The sequence below is a fragment of the Mycoplana azooxidifex genome, from assembly GCF_014196765.1.
GTDB classification, from domain to species: Bacteria; Pseudomonadota; Alphaproteobacteria; order Rhizobiales; family Rhizobiaceae; genus Mycoplana; species Mycoplana azooxidifex.
On the sequence record NZ_JACIEE010000015.1, the window covers coordinates 1 to 19,686 of the forward strand.

Annotated in this window: 18 protein-coding genes; 8 read left to right on the top strand and 10 right to left on the bottom strand. The window is 65.7% G+C overall.

From position 1 onward, the window contains the following. Positions 1–284: 284 nt before the first annotated feature. The 3 genes from GGQ64_RS25780 (at position 285) to GGQ64_RS25790 (ending at position 4,226) form a co-directional block, all read left to right on the top strand. Positions 285–1,463 (top strand): low temperature requirement protein A, encoded by a 1,179-nt coding sequence (locus tag GGQ64_RS25780; RefSeq protein WP_183808179.1) that lies wholly within the window; start codon positions 285–287, stop codon positions 1,461–1,463. A 170-nt stretch (positions 1,464–1,633) separates the two neighbouring features. Beyond that, positions 1,634–3,586 carry an elongation factor G gene (locus GGQ64_RS25785; protein WP_183808289.1) on the top strand — a complete coding sequence of 651 codons (1,953 nt, stop codon included), beginning with the start codon at positions 1,634–1,636 and terminating at the stop codon, positions 3,584–3,586. Positions 3,587–3,803: 217 nt separating this feature from the next. After that, the gene (locus tag GGQ64_RS25790; protein WP_183808180.1) at positions 3,804–4,226 is read left to right on the top strand and encodes a DUF4864 domain-containing protein; all 423 of its coding nucleotides are present in this window, start codon (positions 3,804–3,806) and stop codon (positions 4,224–4,226) included. Between the two features lie 81 nt (positions 4,227–4,307). On the opposite strand, the gene tgt is transcribed toward GGQ64_RS25790, so the two are convergent. The 5 genes from tgt to coaD form a co-directional block, all read right to left on the bottom strand. Beyond that, entirely contained in the window at positions 4,308–5,447 is a 1,140-nt protein-coding gene (tgt, locus tag GGQ64_RS25795; protein WP_183808181.1) for a tRNA guanosine(34) transglycosylase Tgt, read from the bottom strand. After that, positions 5,444–6,529 carry a tRNA preQ1(34) S-adenosylmethionine ribosyltransferase-isomerase QueA gene (queA, locus tag GGQ64_RS25800; RefSeq protein ID WP_183808182.1) on the bottom strand — a complete coding sequence of 362 codons (1,086 nt, stop codon included), beginning with the start codon at positions 6,527–6,529 and terminating at the stop codon, positions 5,444–5,446. Before queA ends, tgt begins: the two co-directional genes overlap by 4 nt. Before the next feature lie 110 nt (positions 6,530–6,639). Beyond that, complete coding sequence (locus tag GGQ64_RS25805; protein ID WP_183808183.1) at positions 6,640–7,149, bottom strand: peptidylprolyl isomerase; 510 nt, start codon at positions 7,147–7,149, stop codon at positions 6,640–6,642. 25 nt (positions 7,150–7,174) lie between these two features. After that, positions 7,175–7,744 (bottom strand): peptidylprolyl isomerase, encoded by a 570-nt coding sequence (locus GGQ64_RS25810; RefSeq protein WP_183808184.1) that lies wholly within the window; start codon positions 7,742–7,744, stop codon positions 7,175–7,177. Between the two features lie 25 nt (positions 7,745–7,769). Further along, the gene (gene coaD, locus GGQ64_RS25815; protein WP_183808185.1) at positions 7,770–8,264 is read right to left on the bottom strand and encodes a pantetheine-phosphate adenylyltransferase; all 495 of its coding nucleotides are present in this window, start codon (positions 8,262–8,264) and stop codon (positions 7,770–7,772) included. Between the two features lie 227 nt (positions 8,265–8,491). Here coaD and GGQ64_RS25820 point away from each other — a divergent pair, with 227 nt between their 5' ends. Both GGQ64_RS25820 and GGQ64_RS25825 read left to right on the top strand, forming a co-directional pair. Continuing rightward, a complete protein-coding gene (locus GGQ64_RS25820) occupies positions 8,492–8,632 on the top strand; it encodes a hypothetical protein (RefSeq protein WP_183808186.1) in 141 nt (46 codons plus the stop codon). Between the two features lie 2 nt (positions 8,633–8,634). Continuing rightward, the gene (locus GGQ64_RS25825) at positions 8,635–8,775 is read left to right on the top strand and encodes a hypothetical protein (protein WP_183808187.1); all 141 of its coding nucleotides are present in this window, start codon (positions 8,635–8,637) and stop codon (positions 8,773–8,775) included. A gap of 192 nt (positions 8,776–8,967) precedes the next feature. Here GGQ64_RS25825 and gyrA read toward each other — a convergent pair whose 3' ends face one another. After that, positions 8,968–11,793 (bottom strand): DNA gyrase subunit A, encoded by a 2,826-nt coding sequence (gene gyrA, locus GGQ64_RS25830; protein ID WP_246422949.1) that lies wholly within the window; start codon positions 11,791–11,793, stop codon positions 8,968–8,970. A 237-nt stretch (positions 11,794–12,030) separates the two neighbouring features. Between gyrA and GGQ64_RS25835 the strand changes: the two genes are divergently transcribed. Continuing rightward, a complete protein-coding gene (locus GGQ64_RS25835; protein WP_183808188.1) occupies positions 12,031–12,660 on the top strand; it encodes a MarC family protein in 630 nt (209 codons plus the stop codon). A 118-nt stretch (positions 12,661–12,778) separates the two neighbouring features. Further along, positions 12,779–13,114, top strand: coding sequence for a hypothetical protein (locus tag GGQ64_RS25840; RefSeq protein WP_183808189.1), 336 nt, complete (start codon positions 12,779–12,781; stop codon positions 13,112–13,114). Between the two features lie 33 nt (positions 13,115–13,147). On the opposite strand, the gene glcF is transcribed toward GGQ64_RS25840, so the two are convergent. The 3 genes from glcF to GGQ64_RS25855 form a co-directional block, all read right to left on the bottom strand. Continuing rightward, on the bottom strand, positions 13,148–14,446 hold the full coding sequence (gene glcF / locus GGQ64_RS25845) for a glycolate oxidase subunit GlcF (RefSeq protein ID WP_183808190.1): 1,299 nt from the start codon (positions 14,444–14,446) through the stop codon (positions 13,148–13,150). Positions 14,447–14,698: 252 nt separating this feature from the next. Beyond that, positions 14,699–15,889, bottom strand: a complete 1,191-nt coding sequence (locus GGQ64_RS25850) for an FAD-binding protein (RefSeq protein WP_183808191.1) — start codon at positions 15,887–15,889, stop codon at positions 14,699–14,701. After that, positions 15,886–17,322, bottom strand: a complete 1,437-nt coding sequence (locus GGQ64_RS25855; RefSeq protein ID WP_183808192.1) for an FAD-linked oxidase C-terminal domain-containing protein — start codon at positions 17,320–17,322, stop codon at positions 15,886–15,888. The genes GGQ64_RS25850 and GGQ64_RS25855 overlap by 4 nt, the downstream gene beginning before the upstream one ends. A 107-nt stretch (positions 17,323–17,429) precedes the next feature. Between GGQ64_RS25855 and GGQ64_RS25860 the strand changes: the two genes are divergently transcribed. Further along, positions 17,430–18,332, top strand: coding sequence for a LysR substrate-binding domain-containing protein (locus tag GGQ64_RS25860; protein ID WP_183808193.1), 903 nt, complete (start codon positions 17,430–17,432; stop codon positions 18,330–18,332). 3 nt (positions 18,333–18,335) lie between these two features. Here the strand turns inward: GGQ64_RS25860 and GGQ64_RS25865 are convergent, their stop codons facing one another. Continuing rightward, positions 18,336–19,613 (bottom strand): DUF3422 family protein, encoded by a 1,278-nt coding sequence (locus GGQ64_RS25865; RefSeq protein WP_183808194.1) that lies wholly within the window; start codon positions 19,611–19,613, stop codon positions 18,336–18,338. Between the last annotated feature and the right edge of the window lie 73 nt (positions 19,614–19,686).

Consider the following 19,686-nt stretch of genomic DNA (forward strand, 5'->3'; position numbering starts at 1 on the left):
AACCCCGACCAGCCGCATGCTCGGGCGCTGATCGGCAGAGCCAGTGTCGCGTTTCTAACTGGCTGGCGACGTCGCACTGCTAACCGGCTTTGACATTGTTTGTAGCCGCAAAGTTAGAATGTCCTGATCCTGCAAAGTTGGAATGTCACTCTCCCCGGGTTTTGATGACCTGGGAGATTGTGGATGGGATTGATTGTGATGAGCAACCGCGATCTGCAACGCATCGTGCCCTTTCGTTCCAAGCGCCGGACAGGATAGCATGTCGTCGGCGACCGGGAGGCATCATGGCGGACGACAGACGGTATTGGCTGCGCAAGGACGATGCGGAGGCTTCCAGGGCGAGCTTTCCTGAGCTCTTTTTCGATCTCGTCTTCGTCTTCGCGCTGATCCAGCTGTCGGAGACGCTGGCGGAAGACTTCACGTACGGCATCGCAATCGAATCCCTCCTTTTCATCCTGGCGCTCTGGTGGGTGTGGATCCATACGACCTGGGTCACCAACCTGCTGGATTCCGAGATCGTTCCGGTCAGGATATTTCTGTTCGCGCTGATGTTCCTCGGGATCGTCCTTGCGATCTCGCTTCCCAAAGCATTCACGGACATGGGGCTCGTCTTCGCCCTCGCCTATTGCGCGATGCAACTCAGCCGTTCGCTCTTTGCGCTCTACGCGTTCCGCGACGGCGATCCCGCAGCATTCACCACCTTCCTGCGGATCACCGCCTGGCTTATGGTGTCCGGCGCGCTGTGGGTTGCCGGCGGCCTGTCGGAACCGCATTTGCGCGTTCTTTTCTGGGTAGCCGCACTCGCGGTCGAATACATCGGCCCCGTGGTGCGCTACTGGCTGCCGTCGATCGGTGCTGCGCCGCCCGAGGCTCTCAACGTCGATGGCGAACACCTGGCCGAGCGCTGTGCGCTATTCGTCATCATCGCGCTCGGCGAGACCATCCTGACCACGGGAAAGAACGCCTCGGCTCATCTGGAAAATGCCGGAACGGTACCGGTCCTCGTGCTCGCCTTTCTTACCACCGTGCTGATGTGGTGGCTCTACTTCCATCACGGACAGGAGAAGGCGGCCGAGAAGGCGGAACGGACGAGCAAGCCGCAGGAGACCGCCCAGCATCTCTTCACCTACTGCCACCTGCCGATCATCGCCGGCATCATCCTGACCGCCGTCGGCGAGGATTTCAGCCTCTCCCACCCGTTCGAGAGCGGTTCGGGCAGCAGCGCCGTGGCGCTTCTCGGCGGCCCTGCCCTCTACCTCGCCGGCCTCGGCTGGATGAGAGCGGCCTCGTCGCGCATGGTTCCCTATGCGCATATTGTCGGCACCGCCCTGCTCGGCATCGCCTACCTGCTGGTATCGAACACCACCAATTTTCTCATTCAGTTCACTGCGGCGGCAATCCTGCTCGGCGTGGCCGTCGGGGAAGCCGCAGCCGTGAAATGGTACGGCTCCCGCGCCGCCTGAACCTGGCCGCCTGATCCTGACGGCCGCCGATCGCAGCCGGAGCCAGGGTGGCGACCGGGCACGGCTTGTGCCTTGAAAGAAAATTCGATTCCCTCTCTGGCACTTCCCTCCGCTTCGCGTCATCCTATTTGAAGGAGAGAGTTGCGATGCTGGCAGAGGGAGGAATGCCGATGCGCTGCTTTGCCGTAGTCGGCCCGTCGCAGACGGGCAAATCGACGCTCGTCGAAAAACTGGGCGCGCTGGAGGGTGGAGGGAAGAAGAACGCCTCGCCATCCGGATTGAACCTGTGCACCTTCGAATACGGGGGCGAGGCCTGGTGCGCGCTCGATACGCCCGGCTCGGTCGAAGCCATCGCGCATGCGCAGAACGCGCTTCTCGCCAGCGACGCCTGCATCCTGTGTGTTTCACCGGCGCCGGAAGAAGCCGTGCTGGCCGCGCCCTACCTGCGGGTCATAGAGGCGTCCGGGACCCCCTGCATCATCTTCGTCAACCGGATCGACGAGCCGCGCGGCCGCATCCGCGACGTGATCGCGGCGCTCCAGGATTATGCCGGCCATACGCTCGTGCTCCGGCAAGTGCCGATCCGCGAGGGCGAGACGATTGTCGGCAGCGTCGATCTCATTTCCGAGCGGGCCTGGCGCTACCGCGAAGGCCAGACTTCCAATCTCGTCGCCCTGCCGAAGGACGTCACGGAGCGCGAACAGGAGGCGCGCACCGAGCTTCTCGAGCATCTCTCGGAGTTCGACGACTGGCTGCTGGAGGAGTTGATCGAGGATCGCGAACCAGATGGCGCCGCCCTCTATTCCATCGCCACCCGCATCCTGAAGGAAAACCGCATCACCCCCGTCTTCATCGGCTCGGCCGGCCACGGCAACGGCATGCAGCGGCTGATGAAGGCGCTCCGCCACGAGGCGCCGCCGGTCGAGGCCCTGCGCGACAGGCTCGCCGCGGCAGCCGGCGCCGACATTGCCGCCATAACCTTCCACGCCTTCCACCGCCAGAACATCGGCAAGACGGTGCTGGGCCGCGCGCTCGGGGAGATCAAGCAGGCTGCCGCACTGGGCGAAGGCGGGCTCGGCACGCTGCAGGATCCGATCGCCTCCCGCCCGATCGCGAACGGCCTGCTTGCACCGGGCGAGGTGTTCGCCTCGGTCAAGTCGGATCGCCTGCCGATCCCTGCCCTGCTCGCGGTCGGCACAACATTCCCGCCGCCGGACTGGACGGCTCCGCCCTCGCCCATGCTCGAGCGAATCCTCGTGCCGAGCAACGAGCGCGACGAGACCAAGCTTTCCTCGGCGCTTGCCAAGATCGCAGAGACCGACCGCGGCCTGCGGCTGTCGCAGGAAGAGGGCACGGGCGCCTACCTCATCAGCATCCAGGGCCTCCTCCACCTGCGCGAGGTCGCAAGGACGCTCTCCGACGTCTTCCACATCGTCGTGGAGGACCAGCCCCCGAGCCCCGTCTACCGGGAAACCGTCTCACGGCCGTCCGAGGTCCATTACCGCCACCGCAAGCAGACGGGCGGCGCCGGCCAGTTCGCCGACGTGAAGCTCGGCGTCCATCCGAACGGCCGCGGCGACGGCTTTTCCTTTGCCGAGGTCGTCAAGGGCGGCGCGGTACCGCGCAACTTCATCCCGGCCGTGGAGGCCGGCGCGCGCGAGGCGATGGACAAGGGCCCGCTCGGCTTCGGCGTGATCGATGTCGGCGTGACCCTGACGGACGGCCAGCATCATGCCGTCGACAGTTCCGAATATGCCTTTCGCACCGCCGCCAAGATGGGGGCGCGGCAGGCCATGGCGCAAGCCGCTCCTGTCCTGATGCAGCCGATAGCCCGCGTCGAGATCCACATCCCCTCCGTCTATACCGGCGGGCTGGTGCAGATCGTCTCGGCGCTCAAGGGCCAGGTGCTCGGTTTCGATCGCGACGAGGCAGCCAAGGGCTGGGACACCTTCCGCGCCCTCATTCCGGCCAGCACGCTCGAGGACCTGGCCCGCTCGCTCCGCTCGGCCACCCAGGGCATCGGCTATTTCTCCAAGGCGTTCGACCACTTCGAGGAAGTCTACGGAAAGGAGGCGGACGCGATCGTCGCTGCACACGGGCAGCACATGGCGCACGGCCAATGAAGCGCCTCCGGCGGGCCTGCTGCGTACTGACGATCCACCCCATGCCGGCAACTTGGGCATGATAGCTGCCATGTACATGAACATAGTCTTTTAACATATGGAATATACGTCATTAAATGACTTCATAGCAACCGACGGACGGCCTCGCGTCCGTCCTCTGACCTCTTCCAAATCGCGCGATGTGCGCTAGTTTTGACAGGTGGGATCGGAACGCGCCATGAAGATCGTCCGGGCAGCCTTTGCCATCTGCATGCTTCTATTGCCGCCGGCAGGGCCGGCTAATGCAGACGACCCGGTCGAGACCGTGCAGAACGTGATCGCGTCGCAGATCGAGGCTTTCCTGCGCGACGACGCGGCGGCGGCCTACGCCTTCGCCTCCCCGACCATCCGGCAGAAGTTTCCCGACGAGGCGTCCTTCTTCGACATGGTCAGGCGTGGCTATGCGCCCGTCTACCGTCCCGGCAATTTTGCCTTCGGCCGCAGCAAGGTCACAGGCGACACCGTCCTGCAGGAGGTGCTGATCAGTGGCAGCGACGGAAAGGACTGGACGGCCGTCTACCAGGTCGTCCGGCAGTCCGACGGCAGCTACAAGATCAACGGCGTGCACATGATACGCGCGGCGCCAGGATCGGGCATCTGAACGGTCCTCGCGTTGATCTATATTGTCAGAAAAAGACGATATCGCCTTGATTAAATTTGTTATAGTGTGGGCTGATCGGTTTCAGACGCCCTTCTTCGCTTCCGCCTCGCCGCGCGCCCAGCCCTCCTGCGTCTCCGCCATGAAGTCGGAGTAGCGGCCCCCTTCGATCGCCGCGCGAATGCCGGCCATCAGCTCCTGGTAATAGGCCAGGTTGCTCCAGGTCAGCAGCATGCCCCCGAGCGACTCGTTGGAGCGCACCAGATGATGCAGGTAGGCGCGCGAGTAGTCATGGCTCGCCGGGCAGGCCGACTGCTCGTCGAGCGGACGCATGTCCTCGGCATGGCGGGCGTTGCGGATGTTGATGCGGCCGTGACGGGTGAACGCCAGCCCGTGGCGTCCGGAGCGGGTCGGCATCACGCAGTCGAACATGTCGATGCCGTGGGCGACCGATTTCAGGATGTCGTCCGGCGTGCCGACGCCCATCAGGTAGCGCGGCTTCTCGAACGGCAGGTGCGGACAGGTGGTGTCGATCATCTCCAGCATGACCGCCTGCGGCTCGCCGACGGCCAGGCCGCCGATGGCATAGCCCTTGAGGTCGAGGCCGGAAAGCGCCTGCGCCGAGCGCACGCGCAGGTCGGCGATGTCGCCGCCCTGGACGATGCCGAACATCGCCTTGCCCGGCTGGTCGCCAAACGCGATCTTGCAGCGCTCGGCCCAGCGGTAGGACATCTCCATCGCCCGCTCGATCTCTTTCGGTTCCGCAGGCAGCCGCACGCATTCGTCGAGCTGCATCTGGATGTCGCTGTCGAGCAGGCCCTGGATCTCGATCGAGCGTTCCGGCGACATGTGGTGCAGCGAGCCGTCGACATGGCTCTTGAAGGTAACACCCTGCTCGTCGAGCTTGCGCAGGCCGGAGAGCGACATGACCTGGAAGCCGCCGGAATCGGTCAGGATCGGCCAGGGCCAGCGGATCAGCTCGTGCAGGCCGCCGAGCCGGGCGACACGCTCGGCGCCGGGACGCAGCATCAGGTGATAGGTATTGCCGAGGATGATGTCGGCGCCAAGGTCGCGCACCTGGTTGAGATACATCGCCTTGACCGTACCGACCGTACCGACCGGCATGAAGGCCGGCGTGCGGATCGTGCCGCGCGGCATGGAGACTTCGCCGCGCCGCGCCTTGCCATCGGTCGCAAGCAGCTTGAATTCGAAGCGTTCGGTCATGGTTCTTTCCGGAAAAGCAGGCTGGCGTCGCCATAGGAGTAGAAGCGGTAGCCGGTCTCGATGGCGTGCTGATAGGCTGCCCGCATCGTCTCCAGCCCGCTGAAGGCCGAGACGAGCATGAACAGCGTCGACTTCGGCAGATGGAAATTGGTCATCAGCACGTCGGCCGTGCGAAACCGGTATCCCGGCGTGATGAAGATGCCGGTGGCGCCCGACCAGGGCTCGATCGTGCCGTCCTCGCGTGCCGCACTCTCCAGCAGCCTCAGCGAGGTCGTGCCGACGCAGACGATCCGCCCGCCGCGCGCCCGCACGGCGTTCAGCGCCTCGGCCGTCCGCTTTCCGACGTTGCCGATCTCCTGGTGCATGACATGGTCGTCGGTGTCGTCCGCCTTGACCGGCAGGAACGTCCCCGCCCCCACGTGCAGCGTCACGAAATGACGCTCGACACCCTTGCGATCGAGCGCGTCGAACAGCGTCTCGGTGAAATGCAGGCCGGCCGTCGGGGCAGCTACGGCGCCCTCCTCGCGGGCATAGATCGTCTGGTAGTCGCGGCGGTCGTCTGCGTCGTCCTCGCGCTTCGAGGCGATATAGGGCGGCAGCGGGATATGGCCGACTGCAGCGATCGCCTCGTCGAGGATCGGGCCCGAAACATCGAAGCGCAGCGTCACCTCACCGCCCTCGCCCTTTTCCTCCACGGTGGCGTCGAGCGAGCCGAGCAGGCAGGCATTGCCGCCATGGCCGAAGGCGATGCGGTCGCCGACCTTGATCCGCTTGCCGGGCCTGGCGAAGGCCTTCCAGCGATCGGCCGCCATCCGCATGTGCAGCGTGGCCGAGACCTGCTGCCCGCCCGCCCCTTCCCGGTGCCGGATGCCTTCCAGTTGCGCTGGGATCACGCGCGTATCGTTGAAAACGAGGGCGTCGCCCGCCTGCAGGAATCCCGGCAGGTCGCCGACGTGGCGGTCCTCGAAGGGCTCGGCCTCGCCGGGGCGGACGACGAGCAGCCGCGCCGCCTCGCGCGGGGTCACCGGGCGTAGGGCGATCCGCTCCTCGGGGAGCTCGAAGTCGAAAAGGTCAATGCGCATCGGGACAAGGGTCTTCAGGTTCGCCGTGCGATAAACCATTTCGGCGGAAAAGGGAAACCCGCCCCGGCGCTTGCGCGCAAACGGAGCGGGTTCCCGGCAGGTTACAGCGATCAGGCGTCGGCTGCGACCTTCATGGAGACGATCGTGTCGGGATCCTTCACGGGCTCGCCGCGCTTGATCTTGTCGATGTTGTCCATGCCTTCGATGACCTGGCCCCAGACCGAATACTGCTTGTTCAGCCAGGGGGAGTCGGTGAAGCAGATGAAGAACTGCGAGTTCGCCGAGTTCGGCATCTGGCTGCGGGCCATCGAGCAGGTGCCGCGGACGTGGCTCATGTTCGAGAATTCGGCCTTCAGGTCCGGCTTGTCCGAGCCGCCCATGCCGGCGCGGGCGGGATTGAAGTCCTTGCCGGCGGTCTTGCCGTACTGGACGTCGCCGGTCTGGGCCATGAAGTCCTCGATGACGCGGTGGAACACGACGCCGTCATAGGCGCCCTCGCGCGTCAGCTCCTTGATGCGAGCGACGTGGCCGGGGGCGAGATCCGGCAGAAGCTGGATCACGACCTTGCCCTTCGAGGTCTCCATGATGATGGTGTTTTCCGGATCCTTGATCTCGGCCATGGTCTTTCTCCTTGGTTTGGAAGGCTTACTTTCCGACGGTGACCTTGATCATCCGGTCGGGGTCGGCGACGGCGCCGTTGTTGGCATCGTCGCCGCGCTTGATCTTGTCGACGTTCTCCATGCCTTCGACGACCTGGCCGACGACCGTGTACTGGCCGTTCAGGAAGTCGCCGGGGGCGAACATGATGAAGAACTGCGAGTTGGCGGAATTGGGATCCTGGGAGCGTGCCATGCCGACCGTGCCGCGCACGAACGGCACGTCCGAGAACTCGGCCGGCAGGTTCTGTTCCGAAGAGCCACCAGTGCCGGCGGCCGATGCGTCGAAGCCCTGCTCCATGTCGCCGTACTGGACGTCGCCGGTCTGCGCCATGAACCCGTCGATGACGCGGTGGAAGGCGACGTTGTCGTATTCGCCCTTTTCGGCCAGCGCCTTGATGCGCTCGACATGCTTGGGCGCGACATCCGGACGCAGCTCGATGACGACCGGGCCGTCCTTCAGCTGGATCGTCAGGTAGTCCTTCGCCTGGGCCCAGGCGCTGCCGCTGGCGGTAGCAAGAAGGAGGGCGCCGGCAAGGGCGTACTTGAAGAGTTTCATGGTCACTCCGTTTCGTTGAAAAGGGTCAGGTGCGCCTGCGCGCCTTCAACGCCGCATCGACGACCCGGGGAACAAAGGCGCTGACGTCACCGCCCATCCCCGCGATCTGACGAACCAATGTGGCGGTTATGGGTCGCGATGCAACCCCCGCAGGCAGGAATACGGTCTGGACGTCCGGTGCCATCTGCTGGTTCATGCCGGCCATCTGCATCTCGTAGTCGAGATCGGTGCCGTCGCGCAGGCCCCGGATCAGGAGATGTGCGGCATGCGACCGGGCCGCATCGACCACCAGCCTGTCGAAGGAGACGACGCTGACATCGGCGGCGCGCGCAGGCAGCGCCTCGGCGATTGCCTGCCGGATCAGCTCCGCACGCTCATCGAAGGAAAACAGCGGCGTCTTGCCGGGATGGATGCCGATCGCGACGACCACCTTCGGCGCAATGTTCAGCGCCTGCACAAGCACATCGAGGTGCCCGTTGGTGATCGGGTCGAAGGAACCCGGATAGAAGGCGACGGCCATGGCGTTTTCCCGTTTTGGCGCGTTGTGTCACGCGGCAGAGCCATAAGCAAGAGAGCGGCCGGCCGAAGCCATCGGTGTCCCCGTCAAAGTGACCAGAGCACCGGTCCGCCGCCGCTCTTGCTTTGGTGCGCATATAGGTGGCCGGGAACAAATGCCGAAGCAGCGGCGTTCTGGTGGCAAGTTCAATCAAGGGAATGCGTTTTCCGATCGGAAAAAGGAAAAGCACCATGGCACTCGCACTACTCTGCATGACGATGTTCGTCCTCCTCACCACGGCCAGCATGCGGGCCACCCGCCGCGAAGCGCGCCAGAGCGCCATCGCAGCCAGCCCGCGCGGCAAGTGGATCCGCACCCACCGGGAGGCCTGAGCATGACCGTCGTGATGATGTTTTTCGCCATCCTGATCAGCACGATCTTCACCGTCGACTTCTCGCGGACCATCCTGGCACTGCGCCAGGAACGGATCGCGATCAGGGCGATGAGACGGAAAGCAGGCGGCTTCGACGTGTAGTCAGCCGAGGCACGGGAGCCGGGATGAAGGCAACACCGGATACCGATGCCAGACGCTGACACGTCCCCTTGCCGCCGTCCTTGCAGGCGCCCCCGTCAGGTGGCCGATCTGCATGAAGAAAGGCCGGCGCCATGCGCCGGCCTTTCCCTTTTTCTAGCCCTGTTCGGCAATGGTGCCGCGGTGACGGTGTCCCTATTCGGACGGCTCGTCCCCACCGGCCGGAGGCGGAGCCGCCTCGGCCCCGTTCGCGCCTTCGACGCCGTTGCCCTCTGCACCGTCGCCATCAGTGCCGTTGCCGTCGAGTTCGTCCTCGCCGTCTGGCTCGCTGATGCGCTCGACCGAGACGACCTTCTCGTCCTTGGCGGTGGAGAAGATGGTCACGCCCTTGGTGGCGCGGCTGGCGATGCGGATTCCGCCGACCGGAACGCGGATCAGCTGGCCGCCGTCGGAGACGAGCATGATCTGGTCCTTGTCTTCGACCGGGAAGGCGGCGACCAGCTTGCCGATCTCGGACGTCTTCGACGTGTCGGTGGCACGGATGCCCTTGCCGCCGCGGCCGGAGGTCCGGTAGTCGTAGGAGGATGACCGCTTGCCGAAGCCCTTCTCCGAAAGCGTCAGGACGAACTGCTCGCGCAGCTTCAGTTCCTCGTAGCGCTCGTCGGACAACTGCCCCTCTTCGGTGATCTCCTCGCCGACCAGCGCGATCTCCTCGACATCGCCGCCGGCTGCACGCCGCTCGGCGGCCGAGCGCTTGAGGTAGGCCGCCCGCTCCCAGGGCTCGGCATTAACGTGGCTGACGATCGTCATCGAGATGATGCTGTCGCCCTGGCCGAGCGATATGCCGCGTACGCCGATGGAGTTTCGGCCGGCGAAGACGCGCACGTCGTCGACCGGGAAGCGGATGCACTGGCCGAGCGCCGTCGTCAGGAGCACGTCGTCCTGGTCGGTGCAGGTCTCGACGGAGAGGATCTCGTCGCCCGCGTCCTCCAGCTTCATCGCGATCTTGCCGTTGCGGTTGACCTGGACGAAGTCGGACAGCTTGTTGCGCCGGACCGTACCGCGCGTGGTCGAGAACATCACGTCGAGGTTCTCCCACGTGCTCTCGTCCTCGGGCAGCGGCATGATCGTGGTGATGCGTTCGCCGGGCTCGATCGGCAGCATGTTGATGAGCGCCTTGCCCTTCGACTGCGGCGTCCCGATCGGCAGGCGCCAGACCTTCTCCTTGTAGACGATGCCGCGCGAAGAGAAGAACAGCACCGGCGTGTGGGTATTGGCCACGAACAGGCGCGTGACAAAATCCTCGTCGCGCGTCGCCATGCCCGAGCGGCCCTTGCCGCCGCGGCGCTGGGCGCGGTAGGTCGCCAGCGGCACGCGCTTGACGTAGCCGGCATGCGAAACGGTGACCACCATGTCCTCGCGGGCGATCAGGTCCTCGTCGTCCATATCAGGGCCGAAATCGACGATCTCGGTGCGGCGCGGTGTGCCGAACTCGTCGCGGATCGCGGTCATCTCGTCCTTGACGATCGACATGATGCGGGAGCGCGAGCCGAGGATGTCGAGATAGTCCCGGATCTCCTCGCCGATCTTGTTCAGTTCCTCGTCGATCTCGTCGCGACCAAGAGCGGTCAGGCGGGCGAGGCGCAGTTCGAGGATCGCGCGGGCCTGCTCCTCGGAGAGATTGTAGGTCTGGTCCTCGTTGATCCGATGGCGCGGATCGTCGATCAGGCGGATCAGCGACTCGACGTCATGGGCCGGCCAGCGCCGCTCCATCAACTGTTCGCGCGCGGTCTGCGGGTCTGGTGCGCGGCGGATGAGGCTGATCACCTCGTCGATGTTGGCGACGGCAATCGCCAGGCCGACGAGGACGTGTGCCCGGTCGCGCGCCTTGCGCAGCAGGTACTTGGTGCGACGGGAGACGACTTCCTCGCGGAAGGCGACGAAGGCGCGCAGCATGTCGAGCAGCGACAGTTGCTCCGGCTTGCCGCCGTTCAGCGCCACCATGTTGCAGCCGAAGGAGGTCTGCAGCGGGGTGTAGCGGTAGAGCTGGTTCAGGATCACGTCGGCATTGGCATCGCGCTTCAGTTCGATGACGACGCGGTAGCCTTCGCGGTCGGATTCGTCGCGCAGGTCCGAGATGCCCTCGATGCGCTTCTCGCGCACCAGTTCGGCCATCTTCTCGATCATCGTCGCCTTGTTCACCTGGTAGGGAATCTCGGTGATGATGATCTGTTCGCGATCGCCGCGCATCGGCTCGATGCGGGCCACGCCGCGCATGATGACCGAGCCGCGGCCGGTCTCATAGGCCTGGCGGATGCCAGCGCGGCCGAGGATCATGGCGCCGGTCGGGAAGTCGGGGCCCGGGATGATCTGCATCAGGTCCGGCAGTTCGATCGCCGGATTGTCGATCAGCGCCACGCAGCCGTCGATGACTTCCGACAGGTTGTGCGGCGGGATGTTGGTCGCCATGCCGACGGCGATGCCGCCCGCGCCGTTGACGAGCAGGTTCGGAAACTTCGCCGGCAGCACCGTCGGCTCCTGAATGGTGCCGTCGTAGTTGTCGCGGAAGTTGACCGTTTCCTTGTCGAGGTCGTCCAGCAGCGAATGCGCGGCCTTCTGCAGGCGGCACTCGGTGTAGCGCTGGGCGGCCGGGGGATCGCCGTCGACGGAGCCGAAGTTGCCCTGGCCGTCGATCAGCGGCAGCCGCAGCGACCAGTCCTGCGCCAGGCGCGCCAGCGCATCGTAGATCGCGCTGTCGCCGTGCGGGTGATACTTGCCCATCACGTCGCCGGTGACGCGGGCGCACTTGACGTATTTCTTGTTCCAGTCGATCCCCATCTCGCTCATGCTGAAGAGGATGCGCCGGTGCACCGGCTTCATGCCGTCGCGCACATCAGGCAGCGCGCGGCTCACGATCACGCTCATCGCATAATCGAGATAGGACCGCTGCATTTCCTCGATGATCGAAATCGGCTCGATGCCGGGAGGGTTCTTGCCGCCGGGAGTCGTTTGCTCTGTCAATGTCTGTCACGATCTTTGTTCAGAATCAGTGCGGATTTTATAGCCTAACGGCTTGAACTGCGCCAATTTTGCGGGAGGTTTTGAACAGTCTTTTGCCAGAAATCCGCCAATTGCCGCAATTTGATGGCGCCTGTGGACGGCGTCCGCCGCCTGCCCTTCCCTTCCCCCCGTCTCTCGCCTAACAATGGTGCAAAGCGCGTCGCCAGAATGCGCGAGGCCGGCACAGGGGATCGCCGCATGTACGATTGGAATCTGGTCGTCAATGCGATGGCGACCTTGCTGGTGACGCTGGACCCGCCCGGGCTCGCGCCGATCTTCCTGGGGCTCACCGTCGGCATGAACCGCGCCGAGCGGACACAGGTCGCGCTCCGTGGCTCCATCATAGCCTTTGCGATCCTCGCAGCCTTCGCGCTGCTGGGAGCCGGGATCCTCGGCGTGCTCGGCATATCGATGGCCGCCTTCCGCATCGCGGGCGGCCTTCTCCTCTTCTTCATCGCCTTCGAGATGGTGTTCGAACGCCGGCAGGAGCGCAAGAAGAAGTCCTCGGAGGTGGCCATTACCAAGGATCACATCCGCAACATCGCCGTCTTTCCCCTGGCCCTGCCGCTGATCGCGGGGCCTGGCGCCATCTCGGCAACGCTGCTTTTGGCGGGCTCGCTCTCTTCGCCGGTCGGACGCGCAGCGCTGATCGGCGTCATCGCGCTTTGCGTCGCGGCAGTCTTCGTGACCCTCTATGTCGCCGAGCGGATCGACCGCTACCTCGGCGTCACCGGACGGGCGATCCTGACACGACTCCTCGGCGTCATCCTCGCAGCCCTTGCCGTGCAGTTCGTGGTCGACGGCACCCGCGCCGCCTTCGTTATCTGACGGGCCGGGTCGCGACGAGCACCATCGCATCCCCGAAATATGTGCGGAGCCAATGCCACCCCTGATTGCAAATCGATCTCTCCGTTGATACGGACGATCTGCGCAATCGGAGATAGCCATGTATCGCACCCACATCCTTACGCTTATGCTTTCCTTCGGAATCCTCGCGGGCTGTGCGCCCTCTGAAAAGGAGTACGAAGCCATCGTCACGACCCTGCAGGGCAGCGCAAAGGCACGGCAATTCGCGATCAGTGAATGCGTGAAGGGCTTTTCAACCAGCCAAAGACGCGCAGCGGCCATCATCATCGACAGCACGGAAAAGAATGCAGCCCGGGTGGCGTGCACCCGGGCCGTCGAAGCCATGCGGTCCGGCCGGCTCACCTATGCCGATGCCGTCGACATGAAGAAGGGCAAGTTCACGCCAAAGCTGGTCAAGATCGTCCAGGGAAGATAGTCGCTCTGGTCCCCAGCGGCGCCCCGGAACCACTCACGCGAGCAGCGCCGGCTTCTCGCCGCCATAGGCCCAGTCCAGAAGCTCGATCATGTGCAGGATCGGCACGTCCGTTCCCGTGGCGATCTGGGTGATGCAGCCGATGTTGCCGGTGGCGATCACGTCGGGCTTCGTTGCCTCCAGGTTTTTGACCTTGCGCGCCTTCAGCTTCGCCGAGATCTCCGTCTGCATGATGTTATAGGTACCGGCGGAGCCGCAGCAGAGGTGGCCCTCGGCCGGATCGCGGACGGTGAAGCCGGCGGTCTTCAGCAACGTCTTCGGCAGTTGCGTGATCTTCTGGCCGTGCTGCATCGAGCACGCGGAGTGATAGGTGACGGTGACCCGCTTCATCTCCTGCTGCGGCAGGTCGAGGGTGGCGAGATATTCCGTGACGTCCTTCGCCAGTGCCGAAACGCGCGCCGCCTTCTCCGCATAGTTCGGATCGAGGCGCAGCATGAAGCCATAATCCTTGATGGTCGTGCCGCAGCCGGACGCAGTGACGATGATGGCGTCGAGCCCGCCGACTTCGACCTCGCGCAGCCAGACGTCGACATTGCGGCGCGCCGACTGGAGCGCTTGCTCCTCGCGACCCATGTGGTGGACGAGCGAGCCGCAGCAGACCTCGCCGGCCGGCGCGATCACCTCGACGCCGAGGCGGGTCAGAAGCCTGATCGTCGCCTCGTTGATCTCGGGCCTCAGCACCGGCTGGGCGCAGCCGGACAGGATCGCCACGCGTCCGCGCCGGGTGCCTGTCTGCGGATGCGTGGCCGGCCGGGCGCTCGGTGAGGGCTTGGGGACGCGCCGCGGCGCCAGGTCCAGCATGGCGGCGAAGGGTTCGAGCCCCCTCACCTTCCGCAGCAGCCCGGCAAAGGGCCGGCCGAGGGAAGCCGCATGCAGGGCCAGCCGGAAGCGGCCGGGATACGGCAGGACCGCCGCGAGCAGGTTGCGGATCATCCGCTCCCTGAAGGGCCGCCGGTAGGTGTTCTCGATGTGAACCCGCGCGTGGTCGACCAGATGCATGTAGTCGACGCCGGAGGGACAGGTCGTCGTGCAGGCGAGGCAGGAGAGACAGCGGTCGATGTGGGTGACCACCTGCTCGTCGGCCGCGCGACCGTTCTCCAGCATGTCCTTGATCAGGTAGATGCGCCCGCGCGGGCTGTCGAGCTCGTTGCCGAGGGTGACGTAGGTCGGACAGGTGGCCGTGCAGAAGCCGCAATGGACGCATTTGCGCAGGATCTTCTCCGACGTCGCGACATGCGGGTCGGCGAGTTGTTCGGCAGTGAAATTGGTCTGCATCAGGCCGAACCCTTCGTCTGTGCCAGGCTGCCTGGATCGGCAAAGAAAGACCCCTCCCCAACCCCTCCCCACAAGGGGGAGGGGCTAGACTGCCGAACGGCCTCGGCTAACCGGTCGTCGGCTCCCACCGCGACCTTGCTGCAGAAGGCAACGCGATGCGGCGCCTTCAGCCCCTCCCCCTTGTGGGGAGGGGTTGGGGAGGGGTTCCTGTCCACCGACGAAGAGAAGAAGCTCCGGACCATCATCGCCACCTCACCATCCCGCCGGGAACAGGCCGGCCGGATCGAGCTTTTCCTTGATCCGTGTGCTCAGCGCCGCGATCGCCTCGGCCTGCGGCTGCAGCACCGGCGTCGTCGCCATGGCGGCTGCCGACGCGCGCATCAATGTCGCGTGCCCGCCGCCGAGCGCCTTGATGTAGCGGCGGACGAGTTCGGCCTCCGGATTGGCCTCCATCCTCAGCCAGACAAGGCCGCCCTGCCAGTCGTAGTAGGCATCCACCCCCGTCTCCAGGCGCAGGGCGGCGACGAGCTGGTGGCCGACGGTCGGGGCAACGGAGACGCGCCAGAGCGGTCGCGCCGTGCCGTCGGCATAGGGCTGGACATCGCGGATTTCGCGCCAGAGCTGCGCGGTCGCACCGGCGTCGAGCACGGACACCGCGCCGAACGACGCCATGGCGGCGGAAAGCTTCTCGGCGCGGACGGCCACCGACGCCGCAAGCCCCTCGAGCCGAAGCACGGTCGCGGCCCCGTCCGGCAGCCGCCCGCCGAGCACGCGGCCGCGGACGCTTTCGGGAAGATGGGCGGCGCCGGAGACCTCGACAGTCATAGACATCGCGGTGGCCATGGCGGCTGCGGCCTCCGCGTCGTTCAGGCCGGAGACGACGATCGTAGCCGCATCCTCCGGGACCGGAAGCAGCCGGAAGGTGACCTCGGTGAGAAAGGCGAGCGTACCGCGCGAGCCGGCGAGCAGCTTGGCAAGGTCGAGGCCGGTGACGTTCTTCATCACCCGTCCGCCCGCCTTGATGATCTCGCCCGCGCCGTTGACGAAACGGACGCCGAGGAGGCTGTCGCGCGCAGCACCCGCGACGAAGCGGCGGGCGCCGGAGGCGTTGGTGGCAAAGACGCCGCCGATCGTGGGGATGCCGCCGGTACCGAGCACGGGGCGAAGGTCGAGCGGCTCGAAGGCGAGCATCTGGCGGTGCTTTTCGAGCGCTGCGGCAATCTCCTCGAGAGGGGTGCCGGACCTGGCCGTCATCGTCATCTCGGCGGGATTGTAGGCGACGATACCGGAGAGGTTGGCGGAGGACAGGATATCGCGGCCGCCGGCCTGCGCCAGCGTGCGCGTCCCGCCGCCGCGGATCTGCAGGGGGCTTCCGGCCGCCGCGGCGGAAAGGATGATCCGCGCGGCCGCCTCTTCCGAGAGAGGATCGTGGATGACGCTCATGCCGCCGGACGCCCTTCCAGCGGGAACACCTTGGACGGGTTCAGGATCCACTGCGGATCGAAGGCGGCGCGCACCGCCATCTGCTGGGCGAGATCCGCCTCGGCATATTGGTGGCGCATCAGGTCGCGTTTCTCGATGCCGACGCCATGCTCGCCGGTGAGGCAGCCGCCGACGTCGACGCAGAGCTTGAGTATCTCGTTGCCGGCCTCTTCGGCGCGGGCGGCATCGTCCGGATCGTTGGCGTCGAAGAGGATCAGCGGGTGCATGTTGCCGTCGCCGGCGTGGAAGACGTTGGCGACGCGCAGGCCATGGCGCTCGATGATTTCGGCCGTGCCTCGCAGCACGTTCGGCAACTGGCTGAGCGGCACGGTGCCGTCCATGCAGATATAGTCGGCGATGCGGCCCGTCGCGCCGAAGGCGGATTTCCGGCCCTTCCAGATCAGCGCCGCCTGGGTGGCCGACTGGCTCTCCTTGACCACCCTCACCCCGTGGCGCCTGGCGATCTCGATGATCGAACGCAGCATGTCGTCCATCTCGGCCTCGGAGCCCTCGACCTCGACGATCAGCAACGCCTCGACATCGCTCGGATATCCAGCCCCCGCAAAAGCCTCGCAGATGGCGATCGCCGGCTTGTCCATGAATTCGATCGCCACGGGAATGATACCGGCGGCGATGATGTCGGCGACGCAGGCTCCGGCTTCCTCCGAACTGTCGAAGCCGAACAGCACCGGGCGGGCGCCCTCCGGCTTGGCGATGAGGCGTACCGTCGCCTCGGTGACGATGCCGAGCTGGCCCTCGGAGCCGCAGACGAGGCCGAGCAGATCAAGCCCCGGCGCATCGAGCGCCTTGCCGCCGAGTTCGACCACCGTGCCGTCGACCAGCACCAGCTTCACGCCCAGCAGGTTGTTCGTCGTCACGCCGTATTTCAGGCAATGGGCACCGCCGGAATTCATGCCGATGTTGCCGCCGATCGTGCAGGCGAGCTGGGAGCTCGGGTCGGGCGCATAGAAATAGCCGTCGGCGGAGACGGCATCCGAAATCGCAAGGTTGGTCACGCCGGCCTGCACGATGGCGGTCCGGTTGGCGTAGTCGACCTCGAGGATGCGCGACATCTTGGAGAGGCCGAGGACGACGGCGTCCTCCTGCGGGATTGCGCCGCCGGAGAGCGAGGTGCCGGCGCCGCGGGGGACGACGGGGATGGCGTAGCGATGGCAGTACTTCAATACCGCTGCGACCTGCGCCGTTGTCTCGGGCAGAGCGACCGCCAGCGGAACCCGGCGGTAGGAAACGAAGGCATCGGTCTCGAACGGGACGAGCTCGCGCGGCTCGTGCACCAGGCAGCCTTCGGGAAGGAGATCCGCCAGGTCGGCGACGATCTCGCGTCGTCGCGACAGTACCGCGGCCTTAGGCGGCAGAAAGCCGATCTGCTCCATCCCGAAGCCTCCCCATTTCAAGAATTGGTCTTTTTTGTTTACCACTTTGCACATGCCTAGGCAAATGCTAAGCACCTTTTCCACTAGGGCGAAAATGGACCGCATTTGTGACGGACCTGGGTGATCTGGACATATTCTCGCGCGTCGTCACCACCGGCAGCATGTCTGCTGCGGGGCGGATGCTGGGCCTGTCGCCGGCGGTCGTCTCCAAGCGAATCAAGCGGCTGGAGGAACGGCTCGGCACGCGGCTTCTCCAGCGCACCACCCGGCAGATCTCGCTGACCGAGGCCGGACAGGGCTTTCACGAGCGCATCCTCGGCATCCTTGCCGGCATCGAGGACGCGGAAGCCTTCGTCTCTGGCCGCGCGTCGGCGATGAAGGGGATGTTGCGGATCTCGGCCCCCACCTCCTTCGGGCGGATGCACATCGCCCCGCATCTGAGCGGCTTCATGGAGGCCAATCCGGAACTGGTGGTCAACCTCGTCCTGACCGACGACTTCTCCGACATCGTCGGCGAGGGTTTCGACCTCGCGATTCGGATCGGCGAACTGCAGGATTCCTCGCTGGTCGCCCGCAGGCTCGCCCCGGTCCGGCGCGTGCTCGCAGCCGCGCCCTCCTACCTGGAGCGCCGCGGCGCGCCGCAATCGATCGCCGACCTTGCCGGCCACGTCTGCATCCCGCCGCACAGCCAGGACGCCTGGCGGCTTGAGGGGCCGGAAGGAACGGTGATCTACCGGCCGCAGGGAATGCTCGTCACCAATTCCAGCGAGGTGGTCCGCGAGGCGGTGATCGCCGGCATGGGGATCGCGCTGCGCTCGACATGGGACATCGGCGCCGAACTCAGCGACGGCCGCCTCGTGCAGGTGCTGCCGCAATACGAGAGTTCGCGCAACGTCGTGCTCTCGGCGATCTATGCCAGCCGCCAGTTCCTGCCCGCCAAGGTTCGCGTCTTCATCGACTATCTGGCCGAACTCTACGGCCCGACGCCGTACTGGGAACACGCACCCTGAGGTTCAATGTGCGTCCTCCTCCGCGTGCCGGCGCCGGATCGCGCGGACCAGCAGCCACATGCCGACGACGACGACGGGGACCGACAGCCCCGTGAGCGTCTCCGGCTTGGCCGGCAGGCCGAGGTCGTGCAGGGCCTTGGCGACGTAGCCGAACAGGCCGACGACGTAATAGGAAATCGCCGCGACCGACAGCCCCTCGACGGTCTGCTGCAGGCGCAGTTGCAGCTTCGCGCGGCGGTCCATCGAGTTCAGCAGCGTCGCATTGAGTTGCTCCAGTTCCACGTCGATCCAACTGCGCAGGAGTGCGGTCGCCCGGGCCAGCTTGCGCGACAGGTTGGCCTGGCGCTCCTCGACGGACTGGCAGGTGCGCATCGCCGGCGCGAGGCGGCGCTCAAGGAAGAAGCCGAGCGTCTCGTGGCCAGGGATCGCCACCTCCGCCAGCGTGCGGACGCGCTCCTGCACGATGCCGTAATAGGCGCGGCTGGCGCCGAAGCGGTAGAGGCTGAGCGCGGCATTGGCCTCCAGTTCGGCGGCGAGCCGGGTGATCTCGGCAAGCATCACGTCGGCCTCGTCGCGCGCATGCTGCTTCATCCGCTGGGTCACGGCTGTCAGCCCGTCCTCGATGCGACGGATCTCCGGCGAGAGCGACTGGGCCAGCGGCAGGCCCATCATGGCGAGTGTGCGATAGGTCTCGATGTCGAGCAGGCGCTGGACCAGCGCGCCACGGCCGGCCGGTGTCATGCCGCGGTCGATGACGAGGATCTGCGTCAGCCCGTCGCCGTTCTGGCGGAAGTCTGTGACGATCGTCGCCTGCCCGTCCTTCACGTCGCTGTAGCAGAGGCTGGTGGGATCGAAGACGTCTATCGCCCCCCGGGTCTCGGGCGTGTCAGGGCGGAGCTCCAGGCGGATGCCCGCGATCAATGTGCCGGGGGGCGAGAAGCCGTCCCCGAAGGGATGGACGAGAACCGCCTCGCCGAATTTCGTTGGTGCCGGACAGTCCCAGAAATAAGTCGAGAACTCGGTATGGCGCTCCCAGCGCAGGGTCCCCTGCCCCCAGCCCATGGTGTGGTGGTTGGCGTCGCGCACCGGTGGCGACACGCCGCGCGAGCGCGACAGTTCCGACAGCACCGCATGGTCGACTGTCGTCCCGCCCTCGGTCAGGAAGGCCAGCTGGAATATGACACGCGGCGACGGCACCAGCGTATAGGGCCTTGCATGGATCTCGCCGAGCGCCTGGGCGCGTTGGGCTGCCGGCGGAAACGCGAAGCTTCCGTTCTTCATGTCAGCATCGTCCCCTCCTGATGCATCCTTGTATCCTCAGTTTAGCAAATGACAATTCAGCCCGGCAAAGGGC